Raw genomic sequence first — 18938 nt, forward strand, 5'->3', positions numbered from 1 at the left:
GGCTTGGCGGGATTACGCGGCCCGGCGGCGCACCGCGAACGCGGCGAAGGCCACCCCGAGCACGCCGATGGCGATGCCCACGATGCCCAGGGCGCGCGCGGTGTTGTCGCTGTCCTTGGAGTCCGAGGCGTCCGAGGAGGCCTCCGCCTTCTTGTCGTCGTGCCCGGCCATGTCGTCCTTCTTGTCGTCGGACGCGGGCGCGGCACCGCCGTGGTGGTCGGCGGAGGCGGCGGAGAGCGTGAGCACCGGCGCCGGGTTCGCCGGCTCCTCGGCGCCCTGCTTCTGCTCCTCGATCCAGCGGACGGTCTCACCGTTGCTGTACGTCTGGACGGCCTTGAAGACGAGCTTGTCGGTGTCGGTGGGCAGCGGGCCGACGGAGAGCGGGAACTTCTGGAAGTAGCCGGACTCGATCTTGCCGCCGCTCCAGGTCACCTTGGTGACGGCCTCGTTGATCTGCTTGCCGTGCACGGTCAGCGGCTTGTCGAGCTTGGACTTGGTGACCTCGACGGTCCAGCCGGGCAGCGCCTCGGGCTGGACGGACGCCAGCGGGTGGTCGGCCGGGAAGCTGACCTCCAGCTTCACGGTCTGGGCGTCGTCGCGCTCGTTGGGCACCTTGAAGTCCACGACGGCGTAGCCGCCCTTCGCGGCCGCGCCCTCGGGCTGCACGCTGACGTGCGCGAGGGCCGGGCCGGCCAGCATCAGGACGGACGAGGCGGCGACGGCACCGGCGACGGCGACACGGCGGGAAACGTTCATGGCTGGGACACTCCAGTCAGGGAAGGTGGGTGACGACGGTCCGGCGCGCGGATGCGCGCGGACCCCGCGGACCACTCCTGGGACGGGTGTCGTCTCCGTGACGAAAGTGGGCCGCGTCAGACTGCGAGGGCGTACGCCGAGGGCGGCCCGCGCCTGATCACCGAGTGCTGGAGTGCCTCCCCGGCCGGTGGCAGCGGGGTGGCGAGCCGGGCCGGCGGAAGGCCGGGGCCGTTGCCGGGAGCCCCGGGCAGACCGGCCAGCAGGGCCCGTACGAACGCGACGGCGGAGCGCAGCGAGCGGACGCAGGCCCCCTCGGCCGCCGCGGTGGCGGCCTGGGCGGAGAGCCGCGCCAGAGCGAAGAGCGCGGCCTCGCCGCGCCGCAGCAGCCAGCCCGTGAGCAGCGCGGCCAGCAGGTGGCCGAGCAGCATGGGCAGCGAGGGAAGCAGCCCGGCCAGGACGCCGTGCGTCGAGGCGGAACCGGTCATCCCGGGCATCTGAGTCATGCCCGTCACGGAGTCGTGCGGGACGGGGGCGGCCCCCGAAGGCGGGCGCAGACCCGCCTCGGTGACGATCCGTCGCGCGTCCGAGGCCGTCAGCCGGGCCGTCGCGGCCGGGCCGCAGACCAGCTTGGCGGCGAGCCGCAGCAGCGGGACGTCCCCGGCCGGACGGGCGGTGGAGGCAGCGGCGGTGTGCTGGCCGATGCCGAACAGGGCGTGCAGGGCGAGCTGTCCGGCGGCCAGGGCGCCCGCGATGGACGGCAGCGCGCGCTCCCGGCCGGCGAGCGTCGCGGCGACGGCGAAGACCCCGAGGAACCCGGCGAGCAGCGTCCACCACGGGACGGTCGCACAGGCGGCCAGGACGTGCCCGAGCGCGGACAGCACGACGCAGACCGCGGCGAAGAGCGCGGCCCTCAGCAGCCGGAGACCGGCGCCTGCGTCGGTGTGTCGGGCGTGTCGGGCAGACATGGCGGAGCCATCATCGCACCAGCCCTGCCCGTCCCGTACGGCAGGTCCACAAGGTGCCGAATTCCTGTGATGATCACATCCGTCCCCGGCTGTCCGGAAACCGGACGGGTGAGCGAGAGCCGCGTCCATACACCGGCGGCGGGAGCGCACACATCCGCCGAATGAGCGCTATCTGGTCAAGTCCGTGCTTACGGAGCGGGGGTTACGGCAATACGTAGGGGTATGTCGAGCCGCAACCAGGAGGCCGGAGCATGAGCATCTGGTGGTCACTCCATTTGCGGCGCGAGGCCGCGAGCGTCCCGCTCGCACGTCGTCTACTGCTCGGCACCATGGAGACCGCGGGCGTCGATCCGGACATCTCCTACGACCTCTCGGTCGCACTCGGCGAAGCGTGTGCGAACGCGGTCGAACACGGAGGGGACGAAGGATCCGGCACCTCGGCGGCGTACCGGGTGACCGCGTATCTGGATGGCGAGAAATGCCGTATCGAGGTCGCCGACTCGGGGCCGGGCTTTCCCGTACGACGAGGCCGTCGCACCGCAGCACGGATGAACAGCACGTTGGGCTCCACCATGGCGGAACACGGCAGGGGGCTCTGCCTGATCGAACAGCTCGCCGACCACGTCCACTTCGGCAACCGTCCGGGCAGAGGGGCCGTGGTGAGCTTCGACAAGATCCTGAAGTGGCGTGAAGGCGCTCTCCTCCACGCCTAGGGCGCCCCGGCGGCGGTGGACGCGGCGCGGCCGCTCCCCGCGCACGGGGGAGCGACCGGTTCCGCCGCGGCGCTCACGCATACCGCGCCACGTCCGCATACGCGGGCAGGCGCGGTGACGCACTCGCGCGTACTACGTACGTAGTGAGGCTCCGGGCGTCAGCCCTGCTTGACGCGCGCCATCCACGCCTCGACCTCGTCGGACCGGCGGGGCAGCGCGGCCGAGAGGTTCTCGTTGCCGTCCTCGGTCACGAGGATGTCGTCCTCGATGCGCACACCGATGCCCCGGTACTCCTCGGGCACGGTCAGGTCGTCGGCCTGGAAGTACAGGCCCGGCTCGACGGTCAGGCACATCCCGGGCTCCAGGTCGCCCGCGACGTACGTCTCGGTGCGCGCGGCGGCGCAGTCGTGGACGTCCATGCCGAGCATGTGGCCGGTGCCGTGCAGGGTCCAGCGGCGCTGCAGGCCGAGCTCCAGGACCTTCTCCACGTCCAGGTCGCCGCACAGGCCCCACTCCACGAGCTTCTCGGCCAGCACGCGCTGGGCCGCGTCGTGGAAGGCGCGGTACGGAGCGCCCGGCTTGACCGCGGCGATACCGGCCTCCTGGGCCTCGTACACCGCGTCGTAGATCTTCCGCTGGAGCGGCGAGAACGTGCCGTTGATGGGCAGCGTGCGCGTCACGTCCGCGGTGTAGAGCTCATTGGTCTCGACACCGGCGTCGAGCAGGAGCAGCTCGCCCGCGCGCACGGCGCCGTCGTTGCGCACCCAGTGCAGGGTGGTGGCGTGCGGGCCGGCCGCGCAGATCGAGCCGTAGCCGATGTCGTTGCCCTCGACGCGGGCGCGCAGGAAGAACGTTCCCTCGATGTAGCGCTCGCTGGTCGCCTCGGCCTTGTCGAGCACCTTGACCACGTCCTCGAAGCCGCGCGCGGTGGCCTCGCAGGCCCTGCGCAGCTCGGCGATCTCGAAGGCGTCCTTCACCAGGCGTGCCTCCGAGAGGTACACCCGCAGTTCCTCGTCGCGCTCGGCGGTGACCTTGTCGGTGAGCGCGGCCTCGATGCCGGCGTCGTGGCCGCGCACCACGCGGACCGGGCCGGTGGCCTCCTTCAGCGCGGCGGCCAGCTCGCGGACGTCCTTGGCCGGGATGCCGAGCAGTTGCTCGGCCTCGCCCAGCGAGTGGCGCCGGCCGACCCACAGCTCGCCCTGGCCGTCCAGCCAGAACTCGCCGTTCTCCCGGTCGGAGCGCGGCAGCAGGTAGACGGTCGCCTCGTGGCCGTCGCCCCTGGGCTCCAGGACCAGCACGCCGTCCTGGGTCTGGTCGCCGGTGAGGTACGCGTACTCGGTGGAGGCGCGGAAGCTGTACTCGGTGTCGTTCGAGCGGGTCTTCAGGTTGCCCGCGGGGATCACCAGGCGCTCGCCGGGGAAGCGCGCGGACAGCGCGGCGCGGCGGTCGGCGGTGTGCGCGGCCTGGGCGATCGGCTCCAGTCCGTGCAGCTCGGTGTCGGCCCAGCCGGACTTCATGTTCTCGGCCAGCTCGTCGGACACGCCCGGGTACAGGCCGTTCTTGCGCTGCTTGATCGGCTGCTCTTCCGACTCTTCCGGGGTCTCCGGGGTGAGCTGCTCGGCCACGGTCTGCCTCCACTTAGTACGACATTGGACCTCCGTCCATCGTACGGGCGGGTGGGAAGGGGTCCAGGGCCCTAGGGCCTGTTACACCCCGTAGGCGGCCGCTACGCGAAACGGGCCGCGAGCAGCACCACGTCCTCGCCGCCGTCCGAGGCGTCGAGCCCGTCCGGCAGCACGGTCCGCAGCACATGGTCGGCGATCGCGCCCGGATCGTCGCGGGCCGCCCTCGGGACGCTCGCCGCCGCCGCGTGGAGACGGGCGAAGGCCCGGTCCATCGGATCGCCGGTGCGGTGGAGCAGCCCGTCGGTGTACAGCAGCACCGTTTCTCCGGCCGCGGGCTGGATCTCCACGCTCGGCGCCTCCCAGCACGCGAGCATCCCCAGCGGCGCGGAGAGCGAGGTCTCCACGTACTCCGTGCGGCGCTCGCCGACGATCAGCGGTGGCGCGTGCCCGGCCCCGGCGAGGACGATCTTGCCGCGCGCGGGCTCGCAGTAAGCGAAGAGGGCGGTCGCCGAACGGGCCGGCTCGGTCAGCCGCAGCAGCAGTTCCAGATCGGAGAGGACGGCGACCGGGTCCTCGCCCTCCATCACCGCGTACGCCCGCAGGCTGGCGCGCAGCCGGCCCATCGCGGCGACGGCGCCCGGCCCGGAGCCGGTGACGGAGCCGACCGCGAGGCCGAGCGCGCCCTCGGGCAGCGGGAGCGCGTCGTACCAGTCGCCGCCGCCGCGCGGGCCGGTGCGGTGGCGGGCGGCGAGCTGCACCCGGGCCACCCGGGGGAGTCTGCTGGGCAGCAGCTCCTCGGTGACGGTGGCGAGCCGGGCGCGGGCGCGGTCCAGTTCGACCAGCCGGTCCACGTGCTCGGCGGCCTGGCCGAGGTAGAGCCCGATGAGATGGCGGCGCCGCTCAGCCGGCTCTGCGGGTTCGTCGTAGAGCCAGACCACCGCGCCGAGACGGGCGCCGGCGTCGGTGGTGAGGGGCAGTGCGTAGCTGGCCGCGTAGCCGATCCGGGTGGCGACCTCGTGGTGGCGCGGGTCGGGGCCGGGTGCGCCGCCCGCCCCACCGACCAGGTCCGAGCCGCCGTCGGCGCCGGGGAGGCCGTCGAGGATCCTGCCGTACGGGGTGGCGCTGCGCGGGACCGTCTCGATGTGGCCGAGGTCGGCGTGGGCGAGGCCGAGGCCGGTGGTGACGGCCGGGCCGAGTCCGTCGGCGGGCTCCAGGACGACCAGTCCGCGGCGCGCGCCGACCAGCGCGGCACCGGCCCGCAGCAGCTCGTCGAGAGCGTCGTCGAGGACGCAGGTGCGGGCGAGGCGCTCGGTCAGTTCGTGCAGCGTGGTCAGGTCGGAGACCCAACCGGCCAGCCGGTCCTGGATCACCGCGCCGGGAGCGGCGGAGGCGGCGGGGACGGCGGAGACGGATGGGGGCAGAGGCGCGGAAGTGTGCGCGGGAGGCGGAACTGATGGATCGATTCCAGCCACTTTCGGCAGGTGAGGGGCGCTCATGGCAGTCGGCTTTCCGACCGGTCGGTTTCGCTCAATAGCATCGCAAACCCCCATGTCAATCTGCGCCGCCATCAATGCATCCAGATGTACACGCACAAGTAAGGGGATGTCCAGCATTGTCATGGCGGGATTATTGGTGTCCAGGGGGTGTTCAACTTGGCGGAAAATTGCCCCCTGTGGCCCCTCTCTGGGGTCGACTGAGGGCGTTCAAGAGCGCGTCATATCGAGCGGGCTGGGTACGTACTCGGTGATGGCCAGGGGCAGTTGACGGTGTCCCGGAACCCGGCGGCGGGCCACGGCGTCTTAGCAACCGACGGCCGCGCCCCATCCCCGAGTGGCGGGGTTTTTTGCACAAGGGACAGCAAGCGCCACGCGCACGCCACCCCTCGCCATGCTTTTAATGGTCACAGCCCCCGCTCGGTCCTGACGGGTTACCCGTACCGCAGGCTCGCAGAGCTCAATGATCATGTACGCGCAGTGACAGTGATGCACACATGGTGTGATGTGGACCTCGGCGTTCAACGGAAAGGAACGAGCGCTCATGCGCGAGATCCTCGGAAGGCGACGCAGGCTCCGGTTCCGGCGCAGTGAAAGGGCTGCTCGGCTTGGTGCCGCGCTGACCTGCGCGACCGAGTGGAAATGGCCCGTACTTCCAGGTGTGGGACTCAAGACGGCCCCGGGCCGCGGCGACCGGGACCGCGGCTGTGCCTGCCCCGACCCCGAGTGCGCCGTCCCGGGGGCGCACCCCTTCGACCCCGGGCTCCTGGCGGCGTCGACCGACGAGCGCCTGGTGCGCTGGTGGTGGACCAACCGCCCGACCGCTCCGGTGCTCCTCGCCACGGGCGGCAGAGCGCCGTGCGCGGTGAGCCTCCCGGCCGTCGCCGGGGCGCGGGCGCTCACGGTCCTCGACGGCATGGGCATCCGGCTCGGCCCGGTGGTGGCGACGCCCACCCGGTGGTCGCTGCTGGTCGCTCCGTACTCGCTGGAACGGCTGGGTGACCTCCTCTACTCCAAGGACTGGGTGCCCAGTTCTCTCCGCTTCCACGGAGAGGGCGGATATCTGGTGCTGCCCCCGTCCGAGACGGGCACGGGGCAGGTGCGCTGGGAGCGGGCCCCGCTGCCGGGGTCGGCCAGGCCCTGGCTGCCGGACGTGGAAGCGGTGGTGGACGCGCTGGTGACGGCGGCGACCAGCGCACCGGACGGCGGGTCCCGGCTCGCGTACTGAGTCGGGGGCCCCGGTCCGCTCACCAGGACAGCGAACAGGAAGGGCGCCGGGTTCCCGTCGGGACCCGGTGTCACTCGTTCGGGTGCGAGAGCGCCCCAGTTGTACGGGAAACGGGCGCGCGGACGACCGGGCGCCCGCTTTCCGTCGCTATCTTCGGCCCACCGCAGGAATTCCTTGGGATGGGTGGGCCGCCGTGAACCTCCGCATGATCGGTATCGGGGCCGTGGTGGTGTTCGCGGTGCTGCTGCCGCTGGCGGCTTCGGCCGGCCAGGTCGAAGAACCCGAGTCGGCGGGCACCGGGTCGGCGGGTGGCGATCCCGCCCTGTCCGACGCCACCCGTCCCGATCCGCGTTCCATGCCCCGTTCCGCGCCGGACGACGCCAAGCCCTCCCCCCACGCGCGCGTGGCCGGCGGGTCCGCCGAACCGGCCGCCCACTGCGGGCCGGAACTCGTCTCGCCCGACGGCGTCGAGGCGCAGACCTGTGTGCTGACCGAGGGGCGCGATACGTGGGCGCGCACCTACTACCGCAATGCCACGGGCGGACGGTTGCGCTCAGTGCTCACCCTGATGGGGCCGAGCGGCCACACCGTGCAGATGAACTGCGCCGTCGGCACGGGAGATCAGCCGGGAGTGTGCGAGACCCCGAGGGAACCGGCGAGGGGAAAACCTGGCGCGTACTCGGCGGTCGCGGAGTTCGCCGGAACAAGCGAGGACGCGCCTCTGCTGCTGCGTTCCGGGTCCAATGCGCCCGACGGTGGGGCGGTCAACTCCTCGGCACCCACGGCTCGTTGAGTGGTAAGCGGCCACGTGGGCGCATACGGCGAACCGGAAGAGGAAATGGAAGGGCCCGGTCGCTGGCGACGGGGGATGCACCAGCGACCGGGCTCTTAGAACGGTAACAAGAGATCTGTCATTCGCAAATTCGATCTCGGTTATTCGGACACCGATTTATCTGCGGCTGGCGGGAGTTGTGACGCGGGTCACCCGTCCCGTGACAGACATCGTCACGCTCAGCTCAACGTCACCTGGCGGTTGGTGAGCCCGCCCCGCGCCCGGCGCTCCTCCGGCGTGAGCGGAGCGTCGTCGGCCAGCGCCACCGCCAGCCGCTCGGCGAACGCGGCGGCCGGCTTCTCGCACTCCTCGGCCGTCATCGCGCTCGGCAGGTCCCAGACCGGAACCGTCAGACCGTGCGCGCGGAACGAGCCCACCAGGCGGGTGCCCTCGCCGAGCGAGGAGGTGCCGGCCGCGTGCAGCCGGGCGAGCGCGTCCAGAAGGCGCTCCTCCGGATGCGGCATGACCCACCGCAGGTGGTTCTTCTCGGGCGTCTCGCACCAGTAGGACGAGTCGATCGACGTGAGCCGTACGGTCGGAATGGCGGCGGCGTTGGCGCGCTCCAGGGAGGCGGTCACCTCGGGGGTGGCGTTCTCCGTGCCTTCTTCGCCCCGCACCCAGAATTCGAACCCGCTGTGCACGGCGGGCTCGAACGCGGCGGCCGGGTCCAGCAGGTCCTGGAGCCGGGGGCCCTGGGGGTCGACGCGCTGGGCGGCGACCGGAGTGCCCGGCTGCGCCGTCAGCGCGCGCGTGAGCGTGTCCGCGAGGTCGCGGCTGATGTCGCCGGACGGCGTGTCGTTCTGCAGGCCGAGCAGCACCGAACCGTCGTCGCGGCGCAGCGCGGGCCACGCCATCGGCAGCACGGTCGCGAGCGTCACCGACGGCACGCCCTCGGGCAGGCCGTCCTTGAGGGTGAGTTCGACGGTCGCGGCGGGCACCAGCTCGCGCAGCGCGACCCAGTCGCACTCGCCCGTCAGGCCCTCGAACGGGCGCTGGACCAGTTCGGTCACGGCATGCGAGGCGGCCCGGCCGTGGCAGGCCTTGTAGCGGCGGCCGGAGCCGCACGGGCAGGGCTCACGGGCTCCGACGACCGGAACCTCTTCGGCAGCGCCTGCGGCGCCGGCCCCGTTCTTGCGCTGTGGCGCTGCGGCCTTCGTCTGGGGGCGCTTCTTGGCCATGGTGTGGCTCTCCCGACTGCGGTGGTGCGGTGTCGCTGGGTCGGGCGCGAGCCTAGTCGTACCGGTCGGGATACGACGTACGGCTCGGTGCAAGTCGCGCCGGGCGGCGCGGGGACCGCCCGCTGCCTCAGTCCAGTTCGCCTCAGTCCAGTTCGCCTCAGTCCACTTCGTCGAAGACGTCCGCGAACTCCAGGCTAGGAAGCGCCACGCGCGCGACGAAGTCGTCCGGGACGGGTCCCAGGCCGTTGTCACGCCCCTGCGCACGGTCGTACCCGGCGGTGATGATCACCCAGACGGTGACCTCGCCGGACGCGCTGTCGCGTACGCCCCAGTCCTGGGCCAGCGCGCTGATGATGTTCAGCCCGCGCCCCCCGCGCGCGGTGACGGACGGTGTGGCCGGAATCGGCCGGGTCGGGCCGCCGCCGTCGGTCACCTCGACCGTCAGCCGCCCCGCCTTGTCGACACGCCAGGCGGCGCGCACGTCCCCGTCGCCCACGTCCGCGCGCCCCAGCGGTCTGCCGTGCCGGCACGCGTTGCTGAGCAGTTCGGACAGGACCAGTACGGCATCGTCCACGACCGGCTCGGACACGCCGCTGCCGAGCAGCTGCTCACGCATCCGGTGTCTTGCCCTGCCCACGCCCGCAGGGCCGTGGGGCACGGCCATGCTCGACGACGTGGGCACCTCCTGTGCCACCACCAACGCCACCCCCGAGACCTCCTTCACCCCACGCCACGGTGTGAATGCCCCAATGGACTGGACCGGAAACCGGCCAGTCGGCGCCCGGTGACGCACTCGTCACGCCCGCACACGGACCGAACGCGCCGGTGCACTCCCTGTCACCGGTCTTCCTGGTGTTTCGGATGAGGAGGGCGGCTACGGAAGGGGCGCCCGGCCGAGGACCCGGCGCCCCCGGAAGGGGGTCTCAGAGGCGGCCCAGCTGGTGCAGCACCTGCTTGGGACGGTTGGTGATGATGGCCTCGACCCCCAGGCGTACGCACAGTTCGACGTCCTCCGGTTCGTTCACCGTCCAGACGTGGACCTGGTGGCCCGCCGCGTGCAACCGGTCGATGTAGCCGGGGTGATTGCGGACGATCCGCATGCCGGGTCCCGCGATTCGCGCGCCCGCGGGCAGTCGTCCGTCGCGCAGACGGGGCGACAGGAACTGCATCAGGTAGACGGTCGGAATGCCGGGCGCGGCGGCGGCGACGCGGTGCAGGGAGCGCGCGGAGAAGCTCATGATCCGTACCGGCGAGGTCTCCCCGTCCGGTGGCGGGTCCGCGAGACCGAACCGCTTCAGCAGCTGGAGCAGCCGCTCCTCGACCTGCCCCGCCCAGCGGGTGGGGTGCTTGGTCTCGATGGCCAGCTCGACGCGTCGGCCCGCGTCGGCGACGAGCGCGAGGAGCCGTTCCAGGGTGAGGACGGAGGTGAAGGACGGGTCGCCCCAGTCCGGGCTCTCCTCGCTGTCCTTCCAGGAGCCGAAGTCGAGGGCCGAGAGTTCGGAGAGCTCCAGGGCGGAGACGGCGCCGCGGCCGTTGGAGGTCCGGTTGACGCGGCGGTCGTGGACGCAGACGAGATGGCCGTCGGCGGTGAGCCGGACGTCGCACTCGAGGGCGTCCGCGCCGTCCTCGATCGCCTTCGTGTACGCGGCGAGGGTGTGCTCGGGCGCGTCCTCGGAGGCGCCGCGGTGGGCGACCACCCGGACGGAGGCCCGGTGGGGCGTATGACTGTCGTGCTGCCGTGCTTGGGTCACCGCGTCATCGTGCCACTGCGGCGGGGCACAGGGGCGGCTGGCGGGTGGGAGCACGAATACACAGCTCCTGCTTACAGTGGCCTGACAGCTTGTGGGAAAAGCTGAGCGCTGACATGTGCACACGTCCACACCGCGGGATACGCGATTGTCGGACCCCTGACGCACCATGGTCGGTGTCGCGTCCCCAACCGAACCATACCGACCCCGAGACTGAGTGGAACCGAGGAGAGAGAGCTGTGAGCACCGAGAACGAGGGCACCGCGGTCCCGGCCGTCCCGCCTGCCCCGTCGTCAGCACCGCCCGCGCCTCCCGCCCCTCCCGTGATCTCCGAGGAGCCCGCGACGCCGTCCCCGGCCTCCGGACCCGAACACGCCGGCGCGCCGCGGACCCGCCCGGCGCCGCCGACCACCGAGCCCACGGCCACGCACGCGACGCCGGAGTCCGCCGCCCACACCGGGACCGCGGCCACGCACGCGACGCCGCAGCCCGGGGCAGCGCCGGAGACGGCGAGCGGGCAGGATCCGGCCGCCGCGCACGGGGCCGCGTCCGATCCAGCCACCGCGCGACTGCCCGGCCCGGTCCCGGCCGAGCCGCCGCACGGCGGGGCGCCCGCCGCGCACCCGCAGGGCGCCGGTGGCTGGCCCACGCCCCCGCCCGCGCTGCCCGCGTACGGCGGCGGAGGCGGCGGCCCCGCCTGGGGCGCGCCCGCGCCCGAGCCGCAGCGCCCGCGTCGCCGCGGCGGTCTGGTCGCCGCCGTCCTGGTGGCCGCGCTGGTCGCGGGTGGCGTCGGAGGCGCCATCGGCTACTGGGCGGCGGACCGCGAGGACGGCTCCGACGGGTCGACGACGGTCTCGGCGTCCGACGCCCCCAAGGACTTCAAGCGTGAACCGGGCACGGTCGCGGCGGTCGCCGCCAAGGCCCTGCCGAGTGTGGTGACGATCGAGGCGCAGGGCGGTGACGGCGAGGGCGGCACCGGCACCGGCTTCGTCTACGACAGGGAAGGCCACATCGTCACCAACAACCACGTGGTGGCATCGGCCGCCAACAGCGGCAAGCTGTCGGCGACCTTCTCCAACGGCAAGAAGTACGACGCCGAGGTGGTCGGCCGCGCGCAGGGCTACGACGTGGCGGTCATCAAGCTCAAGAACGCCCCCTCCAACCTGGTTCCGCTCGCCCTCGGCAACTCCGACCAGGTCGCCGTCGGCGACTCCACGATCGCGATCGGCGCGCCCTTCGGGCTCTCCAACACGGTCACCACGGGCATCATCAGCGCCAAGAACCGCCCGGTGTCCTCCAGCGACGGCGCCAACTCCAAGGCGTCGTACATGAGCGCCCTCCAGACCGACGCCTCCATCAACCCGGGCAACTCGGGCGGCCCACTGCTCGACGCACGCGGTGCCGTGATCGGCATCAACTCGGCCATCCAGTCGGCCGGCAGCGGCGGCTTCGGCCAGTCGCAGGCGGGCTCCATCGGGCTGGGCTTCGCGATCCCGGTCAACCAGGCCAAGAACGTGGCGGAGCAGCTCATCAAGACCGGCAAGCCGGTCTACCCGGTGATCGGCGCGACCGTCGCCATGGACCAGAAGGGCCAGGGCGCCAAGATCTCCCCGCAGGCGTCCGGCGGGAGCGCGGCCGTGGTGGCCGGCGGCCCGGCGGACAAGGCGGGTCTCAAGCCCGGTGATGTCATCACCAAGTTCGGCGACACGGTGATCGACAGCGGCCCGACCCTGATCAGCGAGATCTGGACGCACAAGCCGGGCGACCAGGTCCAGCTCACGTACCAGCGCGACGGCAAGGAGGCGACGGTCACGGTCACCCTGGGCGAGCGCATGGGCGACAGCTGACCCCGCCGCCCGCCCGGCGAACCCAACACCGCTCAAGGAGGCCCGGCCATCCCCCGGCCGGGCCTCCGCACCACCAGGGCCCCTCCGCTAGGCTGTAGCAGCCCCTCCGCCGGTCGGCACGGGGCGAGGGTGGGTTGCCCGAGCGGCCTAAGGGAACGGTCTTGAAAACCGTCGTGGCAGCGATGTCACCGTGGGTTCAAATCCCACACCCACCGCAGCAGGTCAGCGTATGTGCTGGTCAGAAGGGGTACCCCGATGCCGGGGTGCCCCTTCTCCTTGATCGCTGTCTCACCTTGATCCGCCCCTGTCACGTCGTTGACCAGTGGCTGTGGATCGGAAGTCCGCATACAGACGGTGTAGGGGACGACGACCGTCAAGGTCGAGCCAATCCCTCCCAGAAGCCGTTCCACGGCTATCTATGTGCCAGGCTCATCATGCACAGCACAGACCACAAGTGGGCCCGACCGCCTCAGTGGTCTCGCCCGCCTGACTTCTGGGGGAAAGCTCGTGCACATGAGCCGAAAGGCCGTGATGGGCGGCGCTGCCGTTGTCTGCCTCACGGCACTGCTCTTACCGGGTACGGCGTCTGCCACGGAGGACCACAGGGGCGACGCCGACGTCCCCGTGGACACGCAGATCCTCTCCAACGATGAGTATGTAGCGCAGTTCGGCGTACAGCGGGCGATCACCGAAGGGGTGCCGCTTCCGGCAGACGTGGGCGCCCCCATCTCTCCGCCCGACCCGTCCATTCCTTGGTACCGGGTCAACTGGTCCGCACTCGACTGGGACTACAACGACATCCCCACTCGCCAAGGGAACAACGACTTCGGTGCCCACCACGCGGCCACCAAGCACAACATGCGCGGCAAGAAGGCCATCAACGCCCCGTACAACGGCAAGGCCGACCGTGTCCGTGGGACCCGCGCTGAGTACGACGGTGTGGTGACCAGCGGCGGCAGCGTGCGCATGACCATCACGAGCGTTGCCGAACGAAATGAGACGGGCCCTGGAGGGGTGACAACCCCCGATGTGCGGCCCATCGGTACCGTGACTGCCTTCTGCCGAGGCCAGACGCTGTGCCCTGACTGGATCAACAACGTCAAGTAGCAAGTCGCGGTCAACGGACGCGGGATCGGGTGGATTCTATGGGCATGGACGACTTCCCGACCCGCGTCTTGTTGACCCTTCGCCGTTTCATCGGGGTTCCGCTTCCTGCGACGGATTACTCGATTCACGCCGCATATCAGGCCAACGGCACTCGCTACCGGGTGCGTCTGGCGAGCCCAACGTCCGCATCGATCAACGTCGACTTGCCCAAGCATGGGGCGGACGGTGAACCGATCGGTACGTGGTGGTACGTCGAAGCCCTGCGGCGGACGGCGCGAATGGCATGCGATGGCACTCTTCCGTATGTGCGGGATGATCACGGGCACGGCGTCGTCGAGGTCGCAGACCTGATTGCCTCGGGGAAACTGTCAGGGGAGGTCGAAGTCACAGACCAGGACGCGCTGGACTACGTAATCGGCGATCTCGCCGGAGACCCGCTCTGGCACGAAGCCGGCGCGTCCGCCGCACCGGATCTATACCGTTTGGTCGGCTTCGACCGACGCACCCACGCTGTCCTTCGCGTCTACTTGTCGTGCGACTACGGAACGATCGGTGTGGACCTGGCCATGTACGACGTGGACACTGGGCGTCCTCGCAACGTGGGCTGGTGGGCTGCCACCAAGCTCATTGCCATCCTGAATCCTGACGATCGCGAGACCCTTGCCGCACACCGCGTTTACGTGACCACCGACCCGGTGTGCGACGACATTTACGACCTGACGAATTGGGCTTGAGGCCACTGCTGCCCGACCAGCCGAAGACGCGAGAGGCGCCACTCTCTGCCCGGTACGGGCGAGGGTAGCGCCTCTCGCGTCTTCGTAGGTCTCGTCAGGGGCGCGGCTGCGACCGGCCCCCTACGCCTCGTCAACCGCCTCCAACGCCTGCTGGATCTGCTGGTTCGAGCGTTCCTGGTTGCGGTGGATGGCCTTGGCGTAGAAGCGGTACAGAACGGCGATGCTGTGTCCGGCGCGACGGGCGACCTCGGCGGGGGACACCCCGGAGTCGAGCCGGAGTGAGACGCCCGCGTGCCGCAGCGAGTACGGCACGTCGGCCAGCGGAGAAGCGGCCTCGGAGTCCGTCAGCACGGCGCGGCGGGCAGCCCCGCGGCGCAGCGCCTGAAGCACGTCCACCTGCGGAAACACTCGGGGAATTTCCTCGGCCGCCTGCTCGATGAGCAGTTCCAGCACGCCGGGCGCTGCGCTGTGCATCACCTCGTACAGATACGCATCAAGACCGGCCGGGTTCTCCGGCAACTTCAGCTCCACTGCGAACGGGATGCCGTCGGTCTTGTACCGGCCAGGCGGCAGCCCCACCTTGTGCGGGTGCACGCACACCGGGACGCTGGCCGTTACCGGTGACCATCCAGCGGGTCGAACGGGCAGCCGGCAGACGGCCGTTCGAACACATCGAACTCGCCCATCGGGAATCGGCGCGAGGGGCAGATGCCACATGACGGATGCTCGCCACCAGTGACGAAAGCGTCAGCCATGCGCGGCAGCGTAGCGTTATCCAGAGCTCGGAATGAACGCCCGGAACGAGAGCGTTGCATCCGGGGCCAGTGGACCAGGGGTGGACCGCCAGAGGCCGCGAGTGGCGCGGACACAAGGGAACACGCAGGTCATCGGCACCGTAGGCGCTTCCCGCAGCACCCTCTTGAAAACCGTCGTGGCAGCGATGTCACCGTGGGTCCAAATCCCACACCCACCGCGTGTGTGCCGGCCGTACGGCCCGTGAACCCGTGAAAAAGAGGTGCCCCGGAGATCCGGGGCACCTCTTTCTCGTTCCGGGGCGCCCCGTCAGGGTGAGGCGCCACGAGCCGTGCGGGGTCAGATACGACCCGCGGCGCGGCGGCGGCGCAGCAGGGTGAAGCCGGCCGCTCCCAGGGCCGCGGTGCCCGTGCCGCCCGCGTACAGCGCGGTCTTGTCGGTGTCCTCGCCCTTGATCTCGGCACCGGCGGCGACCGCGCCCTTGGGGACGGTGACGGTCTGGCTGCCCGCCGTCTGGGCGGACGCGGCCGGGGCGGGGGTGGTGGCGGTCGTGGCCGGGGTCGTCGTCCGCGCCGTCGCGCAGCCCTTGGGCAGGGACGGGAACGCGGTCATGGTGTACGGGACATTGACGCCGCCCTGGGTGCGCTGGCCCAGCGTGGGCGTCGTGGTGCGCGCACCGACGATCTTGATGCCGGAGCCGCGGTTGTCCGGGTGCGCGCGGTCCACGCTGCTGACCACCTTGAGGCCGCCGTCGCGCAGCTGGGCCTTCGGTCCCGCCGGGCTGTTGGTCAGCTTCACCGAGAGGCCCCGGCCGAAGACGCTGGGGACGATCCGGGTCACGGTGCAGCCGGAGCGCGTGGCGCTGAACTCCGAGAGGAGCTTGCCGGTGGAGCTGTTGAGGACCACGTGCATCCCGTGGACGTACGCGTCGGCGTCGTCGCCCACCGCCACGGTCTCCAGGATCTTCTCCACGTGCCCCTTGGAGCCGAACTCCGCGCGGTAGTGCCCGCGGGAGAACTTGTGGACGGTGACCTTCTCGCCGTTGACCATCGTGTACGAGGCGTCGCCGCCCAGGTCGGCGCCGCAGCCCGCGGGAAGTTTGGGGAACGGGGTGTTCTTCGCCGCGTGCGCACCGCCCTCGACCCACTGGGAGAACGTCGGCACGGCCGTGCTGGTTCCCGTGATGGCGATACCGGCCGCCAGGTCCTTCGTACGGGACTTGTCGACCGTGGCGACGATCTTGCCCTTGCCGTCCTTGAGTTCGGCCTTCGGCCCCGCCTGGACGCGGTTGGTGAGGGTGACCGACAGGCCCGTACGCACTGAGGGGATGGTCGTGACCGACGTGCACTTCTCGGCGGCGGTCGTCGCCGAGCCGTTCGGGGTGGTGGCGAACGCGGCGGAGGGGGTGAGGAGGGCCCCGGCGAGTGCGGCGGTGGCGATCGCGGCGTGGACGGTGACGCGGCGGGAGGTGTAGGTCGACATGAACGACTCCATGAAGCTGATCGGCCATCTGGGCCGGAGTGAGTGAGGAGGGTGGAGAGTCGCAATGCCGCCCCCTCTGTCGGGTGGGGCCGTTGAGGCTGGGCGGTGGCTGCATAAGGAATCTATGCAGGGGCTGTGCGGGAAGCGTCCGGTCCATGTCACGGACGCGTGACAGGGGATCAGTTTCCGGATCCGCCGCGCTGTTGGGCACTGGTCGCCGAGTCTCCGAAGGCGCGCGACGTGCGGCGTGTGGTGGATACGGGGTGCGGGGCCCGTCACGGGGGGCGGTCGCGTAAGGGGCGCCGGCCCATGGGCAGCGCCCCTTACACGTACGTACCTCGCCACCGCCGCACCCTCAGTACGCCGTCGTCAGCCGCGCCGCCGACGCGATCGTCGCCCGCGCCTCCCTCTCCGTGAGGCCGGTGCGGACCGCGGCGGCCGTGAGGGGGGCGGCCAGGGCGTCGCCGATCCCGTTCTCGTAAGCGCGGCAGGCGGCCCAGAAGAGGCGGGTGTTGCGCTGGCCCTCGTGGGCGGCGAGGACGAACTGGACCAGCCCGTGGCCCCGGTCCGGGCCGTGCGCCCGGGAGTGGTGGGCGCGCGCCGGGGGCGTGAGGAGGTCGAGGAGTGCGCCGGGGCAGGGGGCCGGTGCGAGATGGGCCGTGCCCGGAGCGAGCCGGTACACGCCGTTGCTGGTCAGCGAGCCGGGTCCGACCAGGTAGCCGCCCGCGCCGCGCACGTCGATCCCGGGCGCGAGTCGGCTCGCGGAGTTCGGGACGACCCGGTCGGGCGGCCCCGTGAGCCAGATGTGCCGCCCCCCGCTCGGCGTGATCACGACGACGGTCTCCGGGATCGTGAACAGGTGCCGCAGCGCGAGGTGTTGCAGGGCCGCGACGGACTCGGGCGGCGGGTCGGCCGTGAGTGGCATGAAGGGCGACGGCGGTGCAGGCCGCACCGCCCGCCGGTCGCGCTGGGGCGGGACCGAAGCCCCTTCCGCCGCCCCTACGCGTGCGTCCACGACAGCCCCCGGAACCGAGCCACGAGCCGAGCCGGGAGCCGGACTCGGGGACGAGTGCGGAGCCGAGCCCGGGATCGTATCCGGAGACGGTCCCGCCGCCCCTCCCCCCGCCGCGTCGGCCGGCCCCGGCTCCGTCTGTCCCGGCTTCGTCGTGTCCAGGTCGATGCCGATGAGGTGGTGCGGCGGGCGGCCGCAGGCGATGCCGTACCCGGTGGCCCAGGGCGCGGCCGCGAACAGGGCTCGTACGGCCGCCGGGTCCGTGGTCGCGTCGTGCACCCCGTGTCCCGGCAGCCCGCACTCGCCCCGGCAGAGCGCGGGCTCCGGCTCGTCGTGATGCGGCGAGCGCAGCGCGGGGAGCTTCGAACGGGAGAGCGGGATGACGGGAAGCCCGCGTTCGGCGACGGAGAGAGCGTGGGCGAGGGCCAGGGTGGAGGCATGCCGGTCGATGGTGGCCATGGGTTCTATGTTCGTACGCATGTTCGAAAAAGGGAAGCGGAAAACGATGCGGGTTCGGGTGATGGCGGAGAGTGATCGAGAAGTGAGCGGGATGGGATGGTGAGGGGATCGCCGCGCGACCGGAAATGAGGGCTTGGGCTGGGCGGATGGCGACTCGGACGGGGCGGGTGGTGGGCTTGTGGCCTACGGGGCCGGGTGTCTGGTACCTCGGCGGCAGCGAGGTGGCGGAGAAGTTTGGCCGAAAGTGTGCTGAAACGCTTCTCCTCCCTGGTGGGCCGGTGCTGGGCGTGATGCGCCTGAGGCGGCAGATGCCTTCTGGGGGTTTTTAAAAGCAAGTTGGTGGTTTATCGACAAGTCCTCACGCTTGCGGGCGAAACGCGCCGACTGGGCTGGTTCGCCGGGGATTCGGTGGGCAACTCTGATGACGCGACGTCGCAGCAGCGTCCAGGTCGGTCGGCCAACTGCCCTGGAACAAGCCGTACTTCTGGTTCCTGGAGGAAAAGACATGGCAAGCATCCGCACCGCCCGCGTCATCGCCGCCGCCGCCGCCCTGCCTCTCGCCGTGGGGCTCTTCACCGGAGTCGCCACCGCGGACAACGGCTCCTTTGCGGACCACGGATCCAACGCGGCAGTGGCGACCATCAGCGGGAGCGGGGTCGGACACGACAACAACGGGAACTCGTCCACCACACAGCAGCAGGCCGTGGGGTCGGGCGCCTCGAACCAGAGCAATACCGCCCAGGTGAACGGCTCCGCCTTCACGGCGATCCGCCAGGACAACGTGTCGGTCAACTTCACCAACCTCTGGTGAGCCGGGGCCCCTCGGGGTCGGGGTCGGGGTCAGTGGGGTGACGACTGCCCGGGTGGCGGCGCTGCGGCGCGGCTGCCCGGGCGGTCGCGCGTCCGGGGCGTAGCGCATGGGGGCGGCCGGAGTGGGTGCGTCCGCGCGCGCGTGGGCGACGTTGCGGCGGTGGAGGCGAGCGGGCGGGTGACCGCACGTCGCCCA

The 18938-nt window shown here is 71.4% G+C and carries 17 protein-coding genes and 1 tRNA gene; 8 read left to right on the forward strand and 10 right to left on the reverse strand.

From position 1 onward, the window contains the following. Positions 1 to 12: 12 nt before the first annotated feature. Entirely contained in the window at positions 13 to 756 is a 744-nt protein-coding gene (locus tag ACZ4MU_RS03535; RefSeq protein WP_467870333.1) for a YcnI family copper-binding membrane protein, read from the reverse strand. Between the two features lie 116 nt (positions 757 to 872). After that, the gene (locus tag ACZ4MU_RS03540; protein ID WP_467870334.1) at positions 873 to 1721 is read right to left on the reverse strand and encodes a hypothetical protein; all 849 of its coding nucleotides are present in this window, start codon (positions 1719 to 1721) and stop codon (positions 873 to 875) included. Positions 1722 to 1972: 251 nt separating this feature from the next. On the opposite strand from ACZ4MU_RS03540, the gene ACZ4MU_RS03545 reads away from it, so the two are divergent. Further along, positions 1973 to 2434, forward strand: coding sequence for an ATP-binding protein (locus tag ACZ4MU_RS03545; protein ID WP_467870337.1), 462 nt, complete (start codon positions 1973 to 1975; stop codon positions 2432 to 2434). A 158-nt stretch (positions 2435 to 2592) separates the two neighbouring features. Here the strand turns inward: ACZ4MU_RS03545 and ACZ4MU_RS03550 are convergent, their stop codons facing one another. After that, positions 2593 to 4059 carry an aminopeptidase P family protein gene (locus tag ACZ4MU_RS03550; RefSeq protein WP_467870340.1) on the reverse strand — a complete coding sequence of 489 codons (1467 nt, stop codon included), beginning with the start codon at positions 4057 to 4059 and terminating at the stop codon, positions 2593 to 2595. Between the two features lie 101 nt (positions 4060 to 4160). Further along, the gene (locus ACZ4MU_RS03555) at positions 4161 to 5672 is read right to left on the reverse strand and encodes a PP2C family protein-serine/threonine phosphatase (RefSeq protein WP_467870645.1); all 1512 of its coding nucleotides are present in this window, start codon (positions 5670 to 5672) and stop codon (positions 4161 to 4163) included. A 424-nt stretch (positions 5673 to 6096) separates the two neighbouring features. Here ACZ4MU_RS03555 and ACZ4MU_RS03560 point away from each other — a divergent pair, with 424 nt between their 5' ends. Next, positions 6097 to 6780, forward strand: coding sequence for a bifunctional DNA primase/polymerase (locus ACZ4MU_RS03560; RefSeq protein ID WP_467870342.1), 684 nt, complete (start codon positions 6097 to 6099; stop codon positions 6778 to 6780). 193 nt (positions 6781 to 6973) lie between these two features. Continuing rightward, positions 6974 to 7573, forward strand: coding sequence for a hypothetical protein (locus ACZ4MU_RS03565; protein ID WP_467870345.1), 600 nt, complete (start codon positions 6974 to 6976; stop codon positions 7571 to 7573). Between the two features lie 218 nt (positions 7574 to 7791). Here the strand turns inward: ACZ4MU_RS03565 and ACZ4MU_RS03570 are convergent, their stop codons facing one another. The 3 genes from ACZ4MU_RS03570 to ACZ4MU_RS03580 form a co-directional block, all read right to left on the reverse strand. Further along, the gene (locus tag ACZ4MU_RS03570) at positions 7792 to 8790 is read right to left on the reverse strand and encodes a DUF5926 family protein (RefSeq protein WP_467870347.1); all 999 of its coding nucleotides are present in this window, start codon (positions 8788 to 8790) and stop codon (positions 7792 to 7794) included. A gap of 157 nt (positions 8791 to 8947) precedes the next feature. Further along, positions 8948 to 9583, reverse strand: a complete 636-nt coding sequence (locus tag ACZ4MU_RS03575; protein WP_467870350.1) for an ATP-binding protein — start codon at positions 9581 to 9583, stop codon at positions 8948 to 8950. Positions 9584 to 9713: 130 nt separating this feature from the next. After that, positions 9714 to 10541, reverse strand: a complete 828-nt coding sequence (locus tag ACZ4MU_RS03580) for a glycerophosphodiester phosphodiesterase (protein ID WP_467870353.1) — start codon at positions 10539 to 10541, stop codon at positions 9714 to 9716. 236 nt (positions 10542 to 10777) lie between these two features. Between ACZ4MU_RS03580 and ACZ4MU_RS03585 the strand changes: the two genes are divergently transcribed. The 4 genes from ACZ4MU_RS03585 (at position 10778) to ACZ4MU_RS03600 (ending at position 14226) form a co-directional block, all read left to right on the forward strand. Next, positions 10778 to 12385 carry a S1C family serine protease gene (locus tag ACZ4MU_RS03585; RefSeq protein WP_467870355.1) on the forward strand — a complete coding sequence of 536 codons (1608 nt, stop codon included), beginning with the start codon at positions 10778 to 10780 and terminating at the stop codon, positions 12383 to 12385. 128 nt (positions 12386 to 12513) lie between these two features. After that, positions 12514 to 12600 (forward strand) — tRNA-Ser (locus tag ACZ4MU_RS03590). 298 nt (positions 12601 to 12898) lie between these two features. Next, positions 12899 to 13492, forward strand: a complete 594-nt coding sequence (locus tag ACZ4MU_RS03595; protein WP_467870357.1) for a hypothetical protein — start codon at positions 12899 to 12901, stop codon at positions 13490 to 13492. A gap of 44 nt (positions 13493 to 13536) precedes the next feature. Beyond that, positions 13537 to 14226 carry a hypothetical protein gene (locus tag ACZ4MU_RS03600; protein ID WP_467870359.1) on the forward strand — a complete coding sequence of 230 codons (690 nt, stop codon included), beginning with the start codon at positions 13537 to 13539 and terminating at the stop codon, positions 14224 to 14226. Positions 14227 to 14346: 120 nt separating this feature from the next. Here the strand turns inward: ACZ4MU_RS03600 and ACZ4MU_RS03605 are convergent, their stop codons facing one another. The 3 genes from ACZ4MU_RS03605 to ACZ4MU_RS03615 all read right to left on the reverse strand — a co-directional run bounded on the left by ACZ4MU_RS03605 (position 14347) and on the right by ACZ4MU_RS03615 (position 17932). Next, positions 14347 to 14820: a hypothetical protein gene (locus ACZ4MU_RS03605; RefSeq protein WP_467870362.1), complete on the reverse strand. Its 474-nt coding sequence runs from the start codon at positions 14818 to 14820 to the stop codon at positions 14347 to 14349. Positions 14821 to 15318: 498 nt separating this feature from the next. Next, positions 15319 to 16461, reverse strand: coding sequence for a hypothetical protein (locus ACZ4MU_RS03610; protein WP_467870365.1), 1143 nt, complete (start codon positions 16459 to 16461; stop codon positions 15319 to 15321). A gap of 355 nt (positions 16462 to 16816) precedes the next feature. Continuing rightward, the gene (locus ACZ4MU_RS03615; RefSeq protein WP_467870368.1) at positions 16817 to 17932 is read right to left on the reverse strand and encodes a bifunctional DNA primase/polymerase; all 1116 of its coding nucleotides are present in this window, start codon (positions 17930 to 17932) and stop codon (positions 16817 to 16819) included. 505 nt (positions 17933 to 18437) lie between these two features. On the opposite strand from ACZ4MU_RS03615, the gene ACZ4MU_RS03620 reads away from it, so the two are divergent. Beyond that, positions 18438 to 18743 (forward strand): hypothetical protein, encoded by a 306-nt coding sequence (locus ACZ4MU_RS03620; protein WP_467870371.1) that lies wholly within the window; start codon positions 18438 to 18440, stop codon positions 18741 to 18743. Positions 18744 to 18938: the final 195 nt, after the last annotated feature.

The sequence above is a fragment of the Streptomyces sp. NPDC026377 genome (assembly GCF_055567715.1).

What these genes read in the sequence shown, in the direction of transcription:
- ACZ4MU_RS03535 (WP_467870333.1), bottom strand. Translation starts at nt 756, where the DNA reads ATGAACGTTTCCCGCCGTGTCGCCGTCGCCGGTGCCGTCGCCGCCTCG.
- ACZ4MU_RS03540 (WP_467870334.1), bottom strand. Translation starts at nt 1,721, where the DNA reads ATGTCTGCCCGACACGCCCGACACACCGACGCAGGCGCCGGTCTCCGG.
- ACZ4MU_RS03545 (WP_467870337.1), top strand. Translation starts at nt 1,973, where the DNA reads ATGAGCATCTGGTGGTCACTCCATTTGCGGCGCGAGGCCGCGAGCGTC.
- ACZ4MU_RS03555 (WP_467870645.1), bottom strand. Translation starts at nt 5,672, where the DNA reads ATGCTGGACATCCCCTTACTTGTGCGTGTACATCTGGATGCATTGATG.
- ACZ4MU_RS03560 (WP_467870342.1), top strand. Translation starts at nt 6,097, where the DNA reads ATGCGCGAGATCCTCGGAAGGCGACGCAGGCTCCGGTTCCGGCGCAGT.
- ACZ4MU_RS03570 (WP_467870347.1), bottom strand. Translation starts at nt 8,790, where the DNA reads ATGGCCAAGAAGCGCCCCCAGACGAAGGCCGCAGCGCCACAGCGCAAG.
- ACZ4MU_RS03595 (WP_467870357.1), top strand. Translation starts at nt 12,899, where the DNA reads ATGAGCCGAAAGGCCGTGATGGGCGGCGCTGCCGTTGTCTGCCTCACG.
- ACZ4MU_RS03600 (WP_467870359.1), top strand. Translation starts at nt 13,537, where the DNA reads ATGGACGACTTCCCGACCCGCGTCTTGTTGACCCTTCGCCGTTTCATC.
- ACZ4MU_RS03610 (WP_467870365.1), bottom strand. Translation starts at nt 16,461, where the DNA reads ATGTCGACCTACACCTCCCGCCGCGTCACCGTCCACGCCGCGATCGCC.
- ACZ4MU_RS03615 (WP_467870368.1), bottom strand. Translation starts at nt 17,932, where the DNA reads ATGGCCACCATCGACCGGCATGCCTCCACCCTGGCCCTCGCCCACGCT.
- ACZ4MU_RS03620 (WP_467870371.1), top strand. Translation starts at nt 18,438, where the DNA reads ATGGCAAGCATCCGCACCGCCCGCGTCATCGCCGCCGCCGCCGCCCTG.